The organism is Streptomyces sp. NPDC022910, from assembly GCF_055561075.1.
The window spans coordinates 80681-94414 of sequence record NZ_JBVHHL010000010.1; the positions used below are offsets into that span (position 1 = coordinate 80681).

Below are 13734 nucleotides of genomic sequence, written 5' to 3' on the forward strand. Positions count from 1 at the left end.
TACCCGCGCGTGAACGTATTCCGGACACCGTGCCAAGCTTGGCTCCATGCTGCTCTCCGCGTCGCCGTACGAAGAACGCCTCACCGCGCCCCGCTCCTGGTGGCTGATGTGCCTCCTGATCGGCGTCGCCATGGCCCTCGTCCTGGTCCCCTTCGGCACGCTGCCGCTGCTCGGCGGACTGGTCGGCGGCACCGCCGCCGCGGCGGTCGTGGCGAGCTCCTACTGCTCCATCCGCATCCGCGTGGTGGGCGGCTCGCTGATCGCGGGCGAGGCGAAGATCCCGGTGTCAGCGCTCGGCGAGACGGAGGTCCTCGACGCGGACGAGGCCCGCGCCTGGCGCACGTACAAGGCGAACACGCGCGCCTTCATGCTCCTGCGCGCGTACATCCCGACGGCCCTGAAGGTCGAGGTCACGGACCCGGCGGACCCGACGCCGTACCTCTATCTGTCGACCAGGGAGCCGGAACGCCTGGCGGCGGCGATCAAGGCGGCCCGGGCGGAAGGGTAGCGGCGGGGCCGCACAGGCCCCTCAGTCCTCGAGCTGCAGAGGATGCTCCGGCTTCTCCAGTGGCGGCAGCTCCGGCAAGGCATCCCACGGCACCTGCGCCTTCCGCAGGTCCTTCCGGACCCGCTCCGCTAGCCGCCTGGTGTCCCGTCGGTTCATGACCGCCCCCACCGCTGCCCCCACCATGAAGGGCATCAGGTTCGGCAGGTCCCGCACCACGCGCTTCATGATCTGCTGTCGCAGTTCCCGCTTCATCTGCCCGCCGAGGGCCGCGTCCACTGTCGACGGTTTGGTCACGTCGATGCCGCGTTCCGCGGACCAGGACTTCAGGTACGCGGTGCTGCGCTGGATGAGGGCCCCGGGCGGCCGCAGCCCGTACACCTCATGCAGTTCGGCGATCAGCTTCAGCTCGATCGCCGCGACCCCTGTGATCTCCGCGGCCAGTTCGGTCGGCATGGCCGGCGGCACCGGCAACATGGCCGCGGCTCCGATCCCGGCCCCGACCGTGGCCGTCGCTCTCGCCGCGCCCACGACGAGCCTGTCGGCGAGTTCCTCGGGTCCGAGGCCCGGGAACTGCCTGCGGAGGGTCGCGAGGTCCCGTACGGGGATCCGCGGAGCGATCTCGATGATCCGGTCGGCGAGGTACCCCAGGCCCGCCCTGGCCTGGCTGCCGCCCTTGCGGACGCCTTCCCGGAATCCGGCCCGGACGGCGGCCGCACGGCGCCGTGCGGGAACCGGAGGGCCGGCCGGCGCCTCGGGCCCTACTGGGGCCGCGGGGGCGCGTGCCGGTTCGAGCGAGGCTGTTCCCGTATCGGAAGAGCCCCGCTCGTCGTCACGCACGCCGTGGGAGCCTTGCTGGGGCTCCTGGTCCGCTCCCCTGCGCGGGAAGCGGCGCTTCCGGGGAGGGGTCGAGCCGTTCACGGCCGACCCGGCCTCAGTCGCAGTCGCGGCAGATCGGCTGACCGTTCTTCTCGCGGGCCAGCTGGCTGCGGTGGTGCACCAGGAAGCAGCTCATGCAGGTGAACTCGTCCTGCTGCTTCGGCAGCACGCGGACGGCCAGCTCCTCGTTCGAGAGGTCGGCGCCCGGCAGCTCCAGGCCCTCGGCGGCCTCGAACTCGTCTACGTCGACGGCCGAGGTGGACTTGTCGTTCCGCCGGGCCTTCAGCTCTTCAAGGCTGTCGGAGTCGACGTCGTCATCGGTCTTGCGTGGAGTGTCGTAATCGGTTGCCATTTCGCTCTCCCCCTCTGGGTGTCTGCGGGTGTCTCCAGCGCACGTAACGCGTGAGAGGCCGGACTTGTGCCCGCCTCGAGGCGGAGATTTTGCCTCACATCAAGGTCTGTTACTCAATCGACACCCAACCGGACTCCTCAAGAGTGATCGGGTTGGATGGCGAACCGGACCGTACACGGTCCGAGTACCACACTTCAAAGGCATCTCCCCGTGTACTTCCCGTGATCAAGGGCCGGGAAAACCCGGATTTTCGGGCTTTATGGGCGCCCACGGAGTCACGGAGAGTAGATGGCCGGAATGACATCGCTGTGATCGATCACACACAGGCTGCCCGCATCCTGGATCAGAAAATTCCGCGCAAAGCGAACATCGGCCCGGCACGGCGCCCTGGTCAGGTGGGCAGGGTGACACGCATCACCAGGCCACCGCCTTCACGGGGCTGCGCGGTGATGTGACCGCCGTGGGCGCGCGCGACGGACCTCGCGATGGACAGGCCGAGGCCCACTCCCTTGTCGCTGCCCGTGCGCTCCGTACGCAGCCGTGTGAAGGGCTCGAAAAGGTTGTCGATCTCGTAGGCGGGGACCACCGGTCCGGTGTTGGAGACCACCAGGACCGCCTGCCCGTGCTGCACCTCGGTCGTCACCTCGACCCAACCGCCTTCCGGGATGTTGTAGCGCACCGCGTTCTGGACGAGGTTCAGAGCGATCCGCTCCAGCAGGACCCCGTTGCCCTGGACGACCGTCGGGACGCGCTCGCCGCGGATCTCCACGCCCTTGGCCTCCGCCTCGGCGTGCACCTGGTCGACGGCCTGCGAGGCCACCTCCGCCAGGTCCACGGGCTTGCGCTCGACGATCTGGTTGTCGCTGCGGGCGAGCAGCAGCAGTCCCTCCACGAGCTGCTCGCTGCGCTCATTGGTGGCGAGCAGCGTCCTGCCGAGCTGCTGCAGCTCGACGGGCGCTCCCGGGTCGGACAGGTGCACCTCGAGGAGCGTGCGGTTGATCGCCAGCGGAGTGCGCAACTCGTGCGAGGCGTTGCCGACGAACCGCTGCTGGGCCGTGAAGGCCCGCTGCAGCCGCTCCAGCATGTCGTCGAAGGTGTCCGCCAGCTCCTTGATCTCGTCGTCCGGACCGTCCAGTTCGATACGGCGGGACAGGTCCGAGCCCGCCACCGCGCGCGCGGTACGGAGAATCCGGCCGAGCGGCGAGAGCACGCGGCCGGCCATCGCGTACCCGAAAGCGAAGGCGATCACAGCAAGGCCGAGCAGGGCCAGCAGCGAGCGGCTGAGCAGGTTGTCCAGGGCATGCTGACGCTGCTCGTTCACGCAGGCGTTCATGGCGTTGTTGAGCTCGCTCGCCGTGGGGGACGAGGGGAAGTTGCAGGTGTCGCTGGCGACCTGGCCCGAGAGGATCTTGAACGGCAGTTCGCTGCCCACGTTGAGCGCGTGCGCCGCGAACAGGTAGATGATCGACAGCAGCAGAATGCCGGCGATCAGGAACATGCCGCCGTACAGCAGGGTGAGCCTTATGCGGATGGTCGGGCGCAGCAAGGGGAAGGGGAGCTCGGGCCTGCGAGGGTCCCAGGTGGGCTTGGGAGGTGCCGTGGGCGGCGCGGGTGTCGTGGCCACGGTCATCAGATCCGATATCCCGAGCCGGGCACGGTGACGATGACCGGGGGCTCGCCGAGCTTGCGGCGCAGCGTCATGACGGTCACCCGCACGACGTTGGTGAACGGGTCCGTGTTCTCGTCCCAGGCCTTCTCCAGGAGCTGCTCCGCCGAGACGACCGCGCCCTCGCTGCGCAGGAGGACCTCCAGGACGGCGAACTCCTTGGGGGCGAGCTGGACCTCCTTGCCCTCGCGGAAGACCTCGCGGCGGTTGGGGTCGAGCTTGATCCCGGCACGCTCCAGGACGGGCGGCAGCGGCATGCTCGTACGCCGGCCGAGGGCGCGCACACGCGCGATGAGCTCGCTGAACGCGAACGGCTTGGGGAGATAGTCGTCGGCGCCGATCTCCAGACCCTCCACGCGGTCGCTGACGTCGCCCGACGCGGTCAGCATCAGCACGCGGGTGGGCATGCCGAGCTCGACGATCTTGCGGCAGACGTCGTCGCCGTGCACGAGCGGGAGGTCCCGGTCGAGGACGATCACGTCGTAGTCGTTGACGCCGATGCGCTCCAGGGCGGCCGCACCGTCGTACACGACGTCGACGGCCATGGCCTCCCGGCGGAGTCCGGTGGCCACCGCATCGGCGAGCAGTTGCTCGTCCTCGACGACGAGTACGCGCACGTCGCTTGTCCTTCCTCTGTCCACCCGCGTAACCCGATTGCGGGCAGCCCGCGGGCAGGTCTGTCATGGATGACCTCCATCCTGCCCTTTTCGGCCATAAACCGGCTGTAAGACGGGGGGCCGCCCGGGAAGCCGGTGCGGGAGTGCGGGAATGAGAAATTTTCTCGCGTGGTTGAGGTTTCCGCGGAAGGGAGCGGGGGGAGGACGGCTTTACACCCCGCGATCACGCTCTGCATGTGGCACACCACGATGTGGTCGGCTGCTCACCGCTTCCCGTAGGGCGGGCGTGGGTGTCCGGCACCGTCGCCGCCCAGCCAGGGCAGCGCTGGGCACCCAGTAGACGTGATCGCCCCTTCCCAAGGGCACACCCCTGTGCCAACGACCCACGACCCAGGACGAGGGGGCGCAGCATGGACGCATTCACCGCAGGACTTCTGCAGCGCATACGGGCGACCGAGTCCGACTTGACGCGGGCTCGCGAAACCGGCGACGACTTCCTCGCGGAGGTCGAACAGTCGGAGCTCGACGACCTGCATCGCCTTGCCGCCGAGCACGGTGTGGAAGTCGGCGCGACGCGCGTCTGATCAGCTCGCACGAAGCGGGCTCCGGCAGATCCAGGCCGGGGCCCGCTTCGCGTCCTACGCCGCCCTGGAGCACCGCGATGCGCCCTGGCGGCGGGTCCCAGAAGGCCACGGGCTGCAAGAACGCCACGGGGCCAAGGGGGGACCTCAGGCTCGGCTGAACGGGGGCACGGTCACCCAAGAGGTCGGGACACACGGGACGCCCGCACAGCCCGCCGGAGACATCCGGACGACCAGCACTCCCGAGCGAACGGACCGCCTGGGAGGACTGCAGGACCGGAACCCCGAGCGGATCGGCGGCCGGAACGCCAGGACGCCAGGACGCCCGAGGGAGCGGACCGGCCAAGACGGCCGCGCGATCGGGAACCTCCGAGCGGATCAACCGCCGGAACGCCCGACGGCCCGGATGCCCGAGCGAGCAGACCGGCCAAGACAACCGCACGTCCCGAACACCCCAGCGGACCGGCCGCCAGAAAGCCCCAACGACCCGAACGCCCAAGCGCGCAGACCGGCCACGACAACCGCACGACCAGAACACCCCAGCGGACCGGCCGCCAGAAACCCCGGCGCCCCGGATGTCCGAGCGGGTCAGCCGCCGCAACGCCCGGAAGACCCGGATGTCCGAGCGGGTCAGCCGCCGAAACGCCCGGACGGCCCTCGGCCACGCCTCCCGAGCCCGGCCGCAGAGGTCTGCGACCGGGACGTCCGGCCGACGGGCCCGGGGTTCGGGGCAGGCGGGCCGATCTGTCGAGGGCCGAGCAGGTGCCGCCGGAGGCTCCACAGGCCCGGTCTCCGACCGGGCGCCGGGTTCTTCAGTCGTGCCATGCCCCCAGTTCGTCCAGCCTTGCCTGGAGTCGTTCGAAGAGGCCGGGTGGGGCCGCGATCGTCAGGGCCGGGGAGACCGGCTCTCCGGAGCGGCCGCCGGTCAGGGCACCCGCCTCGCGGGCGATCAGGTCGCCCGCCGCGTAGTCCCAGGGGTTCAGCCCCCGCTCGTAGTACGCGTCCAGGCGGCCCGCCGCCACGTCGCACAGGTCGATCGCGGCGGAGCCGCCCCGGCGGATGTCCCGCACCTCGGGGATCAGCCGCCGGACCACCTCGGCCTGCTGGGCCTTGCGCTCGGCGAGGTAACCGAAGCCGGTGCCCACCAGGGCGAGGCCGAGCTCCGGCGCGGGGCGCACTCGCGCGGGGCGGTCGTTCACGAACGCGCCCTCTCCCAGAACGGCCCGGAAGACCTCACCCCGCATGGGTGCGTGGACCACCCCGACGAGCGTCTCCCCGTCCTTGCGGGCCGCGATGGAGATCGCCCAACTGGGCAAGCCGTAGAGGTAGTTGACAGTGCCGTCGATCGGGTCGATCACCCACTCGACGCCACTGCTGCCCTCGACGCTGGCCCCCTCCTCTCCGAGCAGGCCGTCTTCCGGCCGGCGGTCCGAGATCAGCCCGGTGATCAGCTTCTCGGCGGCGATGTCCATCTCGGTGACGACGTCGATGGCGCTGGACTTGGTGGCGGCGACCCCGAGGTCGTCGGGGCGCCCGTCGCGCAGGAAGGCGCCCGCGCGGGTCGCGGCGTCCAGCGCGATCTCCAGGAGTTCGGCCCTCAGCCGGTCGGACGGCTCGGACTGCTCGGACTGCTCGGTCACGGTGCTCCTCACGCGTACGGGCTGTCGGCGCCCGCGGCGGCGGGCTTGGGGGTGCGGGCCGGGCAGCAGCCCACCGGACAGACGTTGTGGCTCGGGCCCAGGGCGCCCAGGGCGCACGGGGTCACCTGCTGCCCGCGCTCGGTCGCGGCGCGCTCGAGGACCAGGTCGCGGATCGCGCCGGCGAACCGAGGATCGGCCCCCACGGTGGTCGAGCGGCGCACCGGCAACCCGAGCTCCTCGGCCTTCGCCTGCGCCTCCGTGTCGAGGTCGTACAGCACCTCCATGTGGTCCGAGACGAACCCGATGGGCGCCATCACGACCGCCGGGACCCCGGCGCCGTGCAGTTCCTCCAGGTGGTCGCAGATGTCCGGCTCCAGCCACGGGATGTGCGGGGCGCCCGAGCGCGACTGGTAGACGAGCCGCCAGGGGTGGTCGACACCGGTCCGCTCGCGCACGGCCTCGGCGATCAGCTGCGCCACGTCCAGGTGCTGCTTCACATACGCCCCGCCGTCCCCGTGGTCCTCGACCGGGCCGGAGGTGTCTGCCGCGGAGTCGGGGATGGAGTGTGTGGTGAAGGCGATGTGCGCGCCGGCCCGGACGTCCTCCGGCAGGTCGGCGAGGGACTTCAGCACACCCTCGATCATCGGCTCCACGAAACCGGGGTGGTTGAAGTAGTGCCGCAGCTTGTCGACCCGCGGTGGCCGAAGGCCCTCGGCCTCCAGGGTGGCCAGCGCCCCCGCGAGGTCCTCGCGGTACTGGCGGCAGCCGGAGTAGGAGGCGTACGCGCTCGTGGCGAGGACCAGGATCCGTCCGTGTCCGTCGGCGACCATCTCGCGCAGGGTGTCGGTCACATAGGGCGCCCAGTTGCGGTTGCCCCAGTAGACGGGCAGGCCGAGGCCGTGGTCGGCGAAGTCCTCGCGGAGGGCGTCCAGGAGGGCGCGGTTCTGGGCGTTGATGGGGCTGACCCCGCCGAAGAGGAAGTAATGCTGCCCCACCTCCTTCAGGCGCTCCTTGGGGATGCCCCGGCCCCGCGTCACGTTCTCCAGGAACGGAACCACATCGTCCGGCCCCTCCGGGCCTCCGAACGAGAGGAGCAGCAGGGCGTCGTAGGGGTTGGCGTCGAGTGCGTCGGGCATGACTACGATCCTGCCACCCGCCACCGACAACACTCCCGCCACCCGCCCGTCCTGGCAGCGCGCGCCCAGCGAAGATCGACCAGGAGTTCGGGGAGCGGTCATCCGCGGGTCCGGGTTCGGATCGCTGAAGGCACCCACTGGACACCGTCCGAACAGTGGTGCGGACGCGATGTCAGGCATACGTTAGGGTTGCCTGACTCGTAAGGCGCATGCTCGCATTTCACGCCTTACCGGACGCATCGGAGACTCCGTGCCCAGCCCCTACCGCGCCCTGTTCGCCGTCCCCGGCTCCAAGGGCTTCTCCGCCGCCGGCTTCCTCGGCCGGATGCCGCTGTCGATGATGGGCATCGGCGTGGTCACGATGATCTCCCAGCTCACCGGGCGCTACGGGCTCGCGGGCGCGCTCTCCGCCACCATCGCGCTGTCCGCCGCCGCGGTCGGCCCGCAGATCTCGCGCCTCGTGGACCAGTACGGGCAGCGACGGGTGCTGCGCCCGGCGACGCTCGTCGCGCTGACCGCTGCCGCGGGGCTGCTGTTGGCCGCGCACCTGACCTGGCCGGACTGGGTGCTGTTCGTCTGCGCCTCGGGCATCGGCGCGGTGCCGAGCCTCGGCGCCATGATCAGGGCCCGCTGGGCGGCGCTGTACCGGGGCTCCCCCCAGCTGCACACCGCCTACTCCTTCGAGTCCGTGGTCGATGAGATCTGCTTCATCTTCGGGCCGATCATCTCCATCGGCCTGTCCACGAGCTGGTTCCCGGAGGCCGGGCCCTTCCTCGCCGCGTGCTTCCTCGCGGCCGGCGTCTTCTGGCTGACCGCCCAGCGTGCCACCGAGCCCGAGCCGCACCCGAGTGAGCGGCACACCGGCGGCACCGCGCTGCGCTCGCCCGGACTGCAGGTCCTCGTGGCCACCTTCGTGGCGACCGGAGCGATCTTCGGCGCCGTCGACGTGGTGACCGTCGCCTTCGCCGACGAGCGGGGCCACAAGGCAGCCGCGAGCGTCGTACTGGCGCTCTACGCGGCGGGTTCCTGCGTCGCCGGCCTCGTCTTCGGGCTGCTGCGCTTCACCGGGGCGCCGGAACGAAGATGGCTGCTGGGCATATGTGCCATGGCCGTGAGTATGATCCCCCTCCTACTGGTCGGAAACTTGCTGTTTCTGGCTGTGGCGCTGTTCGTTGCAGGCCTGTCCATCGCACCCACGATGATCACCACGATGGCCCTCATCGAGCGGCACGTACCACGCGCGCACCTGACCGAGGGAATGACCTGGGTGTCCACCGGGCTCGCGGTCGGCGTCGCGATCGGCTCCTCAGCGGCCGGCTGGGTGATCGACACCGCCGGCGCGGGGACCGGGTACGGGGTTCCGGCGGTGTCCGGGGCCGTCGCGGTCGCAGTCGGTTTCCTCGGGTATCGCCGGCTGAGCAGGCCGGTTCCGCAGCGGGGAGGGTCCCTTGAGCACCACAGTGAGCGGGAAGAGCGGCACGTGGCGTAACTGGGCGGGCAACGTCACCGCCCGGCCCCTGCGGGAGGTCACCCCCGCCTCGGTGGAGGAGCTCTCCGCGGCCGTACGGACGGCGGCCGAGGACGGTCTGAAGGTGAAGGCCGTCGGCACCGGGCACTCCTTCACGGCTGCCGCCGCGACCGACGGCATGTTGATCCGCCCTCAACTGTTGACCGGCATCCGCCATATCGACCGTGAGGCCGGCACCGTCACCGTCGAGGCCGGCACCCCGCTCAAGAGACTCAACGTCGCGCTCGCGCGCGAGGGGCTGTCGCTCACGAACATGGGCGACATCATGGAGCAGACCGTCTCCGGCGCCACCAGCACCGGTACGCACGGAACCGGCCGTGACTCGGCCTCGATCGCCGCCCAGATCAAGGCACTCGAACTGGTGACGGCGGACGGCTCGGTGCTCACCTGTTCCGAGAAGGAGAACCCGGACGTCTTCGCGGCGGCACGCATCGGCATCGGCGCCCTGGGGATCGTCACCGCGATCACCTTCACGGTGGAGCCGATCTTCCTGCTCACGGCGCGCGAGGAGCCGATGCCCTTCGACAAGGTCCTTGCCGACTTCGACGAACTGTGGGCCGAGAACGAGCACTTCGAGTTCTACTGGTTCCCGCACACCGGAAGCACCAACACGAAGCGGAACAACCGCAGCGCGGGCCCCGAGAAGCCCGTCGGACAACTGAGCGGCTGGTTCGAGGACGAGTTCCTCTCCAACGGCGTCTTCCAGGTGGCGAACTGGGTCGGCCGCGCCGCACCGGCCACCATCCCGGCCATCGCCCGCATATCCAGTCGCGCCCTGTCGGCCCGTACGTACACCGACATCCCCTACAAGGTCTTCACGTCGCCGCGCCGGGTGCGGTTTATGGAGATGGAGTACGCCGTTCCGCGCGAGGCACTGGTGGAGACGCTGCGCCAACTGAAGGCCATGGTCGACCGTTCGACCCTCCGCGTCAGCTTTCCCGTCGAGGTCCGCACCGCACCGGCCGACGACATCGCCCTGTCCACGGCATCCGGACGGGACAGCGCCTACATCGCCATACACATGTTCCGCGGTGCGCCCTATCAGGCATATTTCACCGCCGCCGAGCGGATCTTCACGGCCCACGAGGGGCGCCCGCACTGGGGCAAGGTGCACACGCGGGACGCGGAGTACTTCGCCGAGGTCTATCCGCGCTTCGGCGAGTTCACCGCACTCAGGGACCGCCTCGACCCGGACCGGCGATTCGGGAACGACTACCTGCGCCGGGTGCTGGGCGCCTGACCGGGCCCGCATGTGAGAGACGTTCAGATCCAGCCCCTTCCGCCTGCCCGCTTTCCCCCGTCCACATCCGTACCGATGTCCGTCGTCCTCCCGCATGAGATGCGGGACGCATGTCCGAAGGGATTGGATCTGTTTCTACCGATTCGGTGAGGTATGCCGCTTTTGACGGCCGCGAAAACGGCGCATCAGGCGGCCAACTCGCACCCCTTGCCAGAAGTTGGGCGGCGTGCCGATCCACGTACGTGGCCCGAATGGAGTACTGTTGCGAGCCCTGGGTCCGGTCTCCCGCCAGGGCGTCCGGGGCCTTGCCGGACCGCCGGGAGGGGGCTAGTTGCACAGGGTGACGGAGTTGGTCACTTAGCGTTGCGAATAGGTAACCGTGTCATAACGGCGATCCAGGGCCCGTGCCCGACACGCCGGGCAACTCGGCAAGGTTGTGGCAGGCTGCACCCGGGCAGGCCACACTCGACTAGCGGAAGCAGCGACGCACGTGACGTCGGCAGGCACCACCCGGGAGGTCCCCATGCCCGAACTGCGTGTCGTGGCCGTCTCCAATGACGGCACACGGCTGGTGCTGAAGGCTGCGGACAGCACGGAGTACACGCTTCCGATCGACGAACGGCTCCGCGCCGCCGTGCGCGGCGACCGTCCCCGCCTCGGCCAGATCGAGATCGAGGTGGAGAGCCATCTCCGCCCCCGAGACATCCAGGCGCGGATACGTGCCGGTGCGTCCGCCGAAGAGGTGGCGCAGCTCGCCGGGATCCCCGTCGACCGCGTACGCCGCTTCGAGGGCCCCGTGCTGGCCGAGCGTGCCTTCATGGCCGAGCGGGCCCGCAAGACGCCCGTGCGCCGGCCCGGCGAGAACACCGGTCCCCAGCTCGGCGAGGCCGTCCAGGAGCGGTTGCTCCTGCGTGGCGCCGAGAAGGACACCGTCCAGTGGGACTCCTGGCGTCGCGACGACGGCACCTGGGAGGTCCTGCTCGTCTACCGGGTCGCAGGCGAACCGCACTCGGCGAGCTGGACGTACGACCCGCCCCGTCGGCTGGTCCAGGCGGTCGACGACGAGGCGCGTGCGCTGATCGGCGAATCCGACGACCTCTCGGCGCCCGAGCCCAGCTACCCCTTCGTGCCGCGGATCGCGCGTCTGCCGCGCGAGGGCCGGCTGGACCGCGCCCTGGAGCGTCAGGCCGAGCGGCCCGTCCTGCCGTCCCAGTCACCCGAACCCGCGGAGGAGACCACCGGCGAGCGGGACTCGCTCACCAGTCTCCTGGAGGCGGTACCGAGCTTCCGCGGCGACCTGGTCGTGCCCGAGCGGCCGGCGGAACCGCAGGAGGAGCCCGTCCAGGAGCCCGCGGCCGAGGAGCCTCCCGCGGCCTCCGCCGGATCCGCCTACGCCGATGTCCTCATGCCGCGCACGGTCGCCAGCCACCGCGACCGTCTGGTCGGCGCGACGGATCGCCAGGCCGAGGCGGACGGCGTCCGCCCGGGCCGCAGGGCGGCGGTCCCCAGCTGGGACGAGATCGTGTTCGGAACGCGGCGTAAGAAGCAGGAGTAGCCGGACGGAGGAGGGCGGGGTCCACGCGTCGGCGTGGACCCCGCCCTCCTGCTCACTGAGGGTCCGCACCCACCGCGACCGGTCGGCCGGCGTGGCTCGACCACTCCGACCACGACCCGACGTACAGCGCGGCCGGGATACCCGCGATCGTGAGCGCCAGCACCTGGTGTGCGGCGGAGACGCCGGATCCGCAGTAGACACCGACCTCGGTGCCCTCCGTGGCACCCAGCGACTTGAAGCGGTCGGCGAGTTCGGCGGCGGACAGGAAGAGGCCGGTTTCGGTCACGTTCTCCGTCGTCGGCGCCGACACGGCACCCGGGATGTGGCCGCCCACGGGATCGATCGGCTCGACCTCGCCCCTGTAGCGCTCACCAGCCCGCGCGTCCAGGAGCAGTCCCGTCCGGGCGAGCGCCGCGGCACCGTCGGCATCAAGGAGCGGCAGAGTTCCCGGTACGGGCTGGAAGTCGCCGGGCGCGGGCTCATCGGCCCCCGAGGCCAGCGGCCCGTCCCAGGCGGCCAGCCCGCCGTCGAGCACGCGCACGTCCGGGTGACCGGCCCAGCGCAGCATCCACCACGCGCGGGACGCGGCCCAGCCCTGCCCGCCGTCGTACACGACGACCGGCCGGTCCGAGGAGACGCCGGCGGCCCTCATGGCCGCACCGAAACGCTCCGTGTCGGGCAGCGGATGCCGTCCGGCGGGTCCGGACGGATCCGCGAGATCGGCGTCCAGGTCCACGAAGACGGCGCCCGGAATGTGCCCGGCCGCATAGGCGGCACGGCCGTCGAAGGGAGGAGCGCCGCCGGCTGCCGCGGCGGTCAGCTGCCAGCGGACGTCCAGGAGCGTCGGCGGCGGCTGTCCTGCCAAGTCGCTCGCGAGTTCGGATGCGGAGATGATGGCCTTCATGGCCCCCATCCTCGCGCACGGGGTGGCCGAGTCGCCCAGGTCCGGCTACTCTGCTCGGCCGGACAGGGTCCGATCACCCCTTGTACGGGATCGGGCACATGCTGTACAGCCGATGGTCAGCACCCCGCCATCACGCCGAAACGGGCGAGATGTCTCACGTCGGGCATCCTCCGGCCGGAGGGCGCCCGGCCATGGCACGGCCGTAGCGCTTGGTGCGACCGGTGGTGCGAGCATCGGCACGGAGCGTGCGCATGCGCGTGCGCGGCGCATGGGCACGCAGGCGGAAGCTGAACGGCCGCCATGAGGGGCCGAGGAGAGAGTGACCATGACCGAGGCGCGGGGGTCGGCGGGCCTGACCGGCACGACGCACGAGAGGCACGCACCCGGCACACCGTGTTGGGTGAGTCTGATGGTGCACGGGATGGCCGCGACCCAAGACTTCTACCGGGCGCTGTTCGGCTGGGATTTCCGGCCGGGACCCCAGCCGCTGGGTCCGTACGTGCGGGCGCTGCTGAACGGCTATGAAGTGGCCGGCATCGGACAGTTGCCACTGGATCGCCATCTGCCCATCGCCTGGACGCCGTACCTCGGCTCCGACGACGTGGACGCGACCGCCGAGCAGGTACGCAGCTGTGGCGGAACCGTGGGCGTCGGCCCGCTGGACGCGGCCGAGGCCGGGCGGCTGGCGATCGCCTGCGACCCGACGGGCGCGGTGTTCGGCATCTGGCAGGCGGCCGACCACCTCGGCACGGGCCTGACGGGGGTGCCCGGGACCCCGGTCTGGAACGAGCTGCTCACCTATGACACGGCGAGCGTCGCCAAGTTCTACCAGACCGTCTTCGGCTACGAGGAGGAACCGGTCGTCTCCCCCGACTTCGACTACGTCACCCTCCACATAGAGGGCCGTCCGGTCGCCGGCATCCACGGCGTCGGGCACGCACTGCCCCGTGACCGCGGCGCGCACTGGATGACGTACTTCCAGGTCGTTGACGCCGACCGGACGGCCGAGCGGGTCGCCGAGCTCGGCGGGCACGTCGTACGTGCCATGTGCAACACGGCCCTAGGCCGCATGATCACGGTCGCGGACCCGGAGGGCGCGACGTTCTCGGTGGTCAGCCCGCTCGGCTGACC

The 13734-nt window shown here is 70.7% G+C and carries 13 protein-coding genes; 6 read left to right on the forward strand and 7 right to left on the reverse strand.

Annotation, left to right across the window (positions count from 1 at the left end; all coding sequences use genetic code 11):
• Positions 1-46: 46 nt before the first annotated feature.
• Positions 47-508, forward strand: a complete 462-nt coding sequence (locus ACZ3TS_RS12675; protein ID WP_467616702.1) for a DUF3093 domain-containing protein — start codon at positions 47-49, stop codon at positions 506-508.
• A gap of 21 nt (positions 509-529) precedes the next feature.
• Here the strand turns inward: ACZ3TS_RS12675 and ACZ3TS_RS12680 are convergent, their stop codons facing one another.
• From ACZ3TS_RS12680 to ACZ3TS_RS12695, 4 genes are all read right to left on the reverse strand, one after another.
• Entirely contained in the window at positions 530-1426 is an 897-nt protein-coding gene (locus ACZ3TS_RS12680) for a hypothetical protein (protein WP_467616704.1), read from the reverse strand.
• Positions 1427-1439: 13 nt separating this feature from the next.
• On the reverse strand, positions 1440-1736 hold the full coding sequence (locus tag ACZ3TS_RS12685) for a DUF4193 domain-containing protein (protein WP_005481602.1): 297 nt from the start codon (positions 1734-1736) through the stop codon (positions 1440-1442).
• A 391-nt stretch (positions 1737-2127) separates the two neighbouring features.
• A complete protein-coding gene (locus ACZ3TS_RS12690; RefSeq protein ID WP_467616940.1) occupies positions 2128-3360 on the reverse strand; it encodes a sensor histidine kinase in 1233 nt (410 codons plus the stop codon).
• Between the two features lie 5 nt (positions 3361-3365).
• A complete protein-coding gene (locus ACZ3TS_RS12695; RefSeq protein ID WP_467616706.1) occupies positions 3366-4019 on the reverse strand; it encodes a response regulator transcription factor in 654 nt (217 codons plus the stop codon).
• 410 nt (positions 4020-4429) lie between these two features.
• Between ACZ3TS_RS12695 and ACZ3TS_RS12700 the strand changes: the two genes are divergently transcribed.
• The gene (locus ACZ3TS_RS12700) at positions 4430-4603 is read left to right on the forward strand and encodes a hypothetical protein (protein ID WP_181923169.1); all 174 of its coding nucleotides are present in this window, start codon (positions 4430-4432) and stop codon (positions 4601-4603) included.
• An 809-nt stretch (positions 4604-5412) separates the two neighbouring features.
• Here the strand turns inward: ACZ3TS_RS12700 and ACZ3TS_RS12705 are convergent.
• Positions 5413-6240, reverse strand: a complete 828-nt coding sequence (locus tag ACZ3TS_RS12705; protein ID WP_467616708.1) for an inositol monophosphatase family protein — start codon at positions 6238-6240, stop codon at positions 5413-5415.
• Positions 6241-6248: 8 nt separating this feature from the next.
• Entirely contained in the window at positions 6249-7376 is a 1128-nt protein-coding gene (locus ACZ3TS_RS12710) for a ferrochelatase (RefSeq protein ID WP_467616709.1), read from the reverse strand.
• 250 nt (positions 7377-7626) lie between these two features.
• Here ACZ3TS_RS12710 and ACZ3TS_RS12715 point away from each other — a divergent pair, with 250 nt between their 5' ends.
• The 3 genes from ACZ3TS_RS12715 (at position 7627) to sepH (ending at position 11699) form a co-directional block, all read left to right on the forward strand.
• On the forward strand, positions 7627-8865 hold the full coding sequence (locus tag ACZ3TS_RS12715) for an MFS transporter (protein WP_467616712.1): 1239 nt from the start codon (positions 7627-7629) through the stop codon (positions 8863-8865).
• Positions 8825-10144, forward strand: coding sequence for a D-arabinono-1,4-lactone oxidase (locus ACZ3TS_RS12720; protein WP_467616714.1), 1320 nt, complete (start codon positions 8825-8827; stop codon positions 10142-10144). The genes ACZ3TS_RS12715 and ACZ3TS_RS12720 overlap by 41 nt, the downstream gene beginning before the upstream one ends.
• 523 nt (positions 10145-10667) lie before the next feature.
• Complete coding sequence (gene sepH / locus ACZ3TS_RS12725) at positions 10668-11699, forward strand: septation protein SepH (protein ID WP_467616716.1); 1032 nt, start codon at positions 10668-10670, stop codon at positions 11697-11699.
• 52 nt (positions 11700-11751) lie between these two features.
• Here the strand turns inward: sepH and ACZ3TS_RS12730 are convergent, their stop codons facing one another.
• A complete protein-coding gene (locus ACZ3TS_RS12730; RefSeq protein WP_467616718.1) occupies positions 11752-12603 on the reverse strand; it encodes a sulfurtransferase in 852 nt (283 codons plus the stop codon).
• 325 nt (positions 12604-12928) lie between these two features.
• Between ACZ3TS_RS12730 and ACZ3TS_RS12735 the strand changes: the two genes are divergently transcribed.
• The gene (locus tag ACZ3TS_RS12735) at positions 12929-13732 is read left to right on the forward strand and encodes a VOC family protein (RefSeq protein WP_467616720.1); all 804 of its coding nucleotides are present in this window, start codon (positions 12929-12931) and stop codon (positions 13730-13732) included.
• The last annotated feature ends 2 nt before the right edge of the window (positions 13733-13734 follow it).

What these genes read in the sequence shown, in the direction of transcription:
- ACZ3TS_RS12675 (WP_467616702.1), top strand. Translation starts at nt 47, where the DNA reads ATGCTGCTCTCCGCGTCGCCGTACGAAGAACGCCTCACCGCGCCCCGC.
- ACZ3TS_RS12685 (WP_005481602.1), bottom strand. Translation starts at nt 1,736, where the DNA reads ATGGCAACCGATTACGACACTCCACGCAAGACCGATGACGACGTCGAC.
- ACZ3TS_RS12700 (WP_181923169.1), top strand. Translation starts at nt 4,430, where the DNA reads ATGGACGCATTCACCGCAGGACTTCTGCAGCGCATACGGGCGACCGAG.
- ACZ3TS_RS12710 (WP_467616709.1), bottom strand. Translation starts at nt 7,376, where the DNA reads ATGCCCGACGCACTCGACGCCAACCCCTACGACGCCCTGCTGCTCCTC.
- sepH (WP_467616716.1), top strand. Translation starts at nt 10,668, where the DNA reads ATGCCCGAACTGCGTGTCGTGGCCGTCTCCAATGACGGCACACGGCTG.
- ACZ3TS_RS12730 (WP_467616718.1), bottom strand. Translation starts at nt 12,603, where the DNA reads ATGAAGGCCATCATCTCCGCATCCGAACTCGCGAGCGACTTGGCAGGA.
- ACZ3TS_RS12735 (WP_467616720.1), top strand. Translation starts at nt 12,929, where the DNA reads ATGACCGAGGCGCGGGGGTCGGCGGGCCTGACCGGCACGACGCACGAG.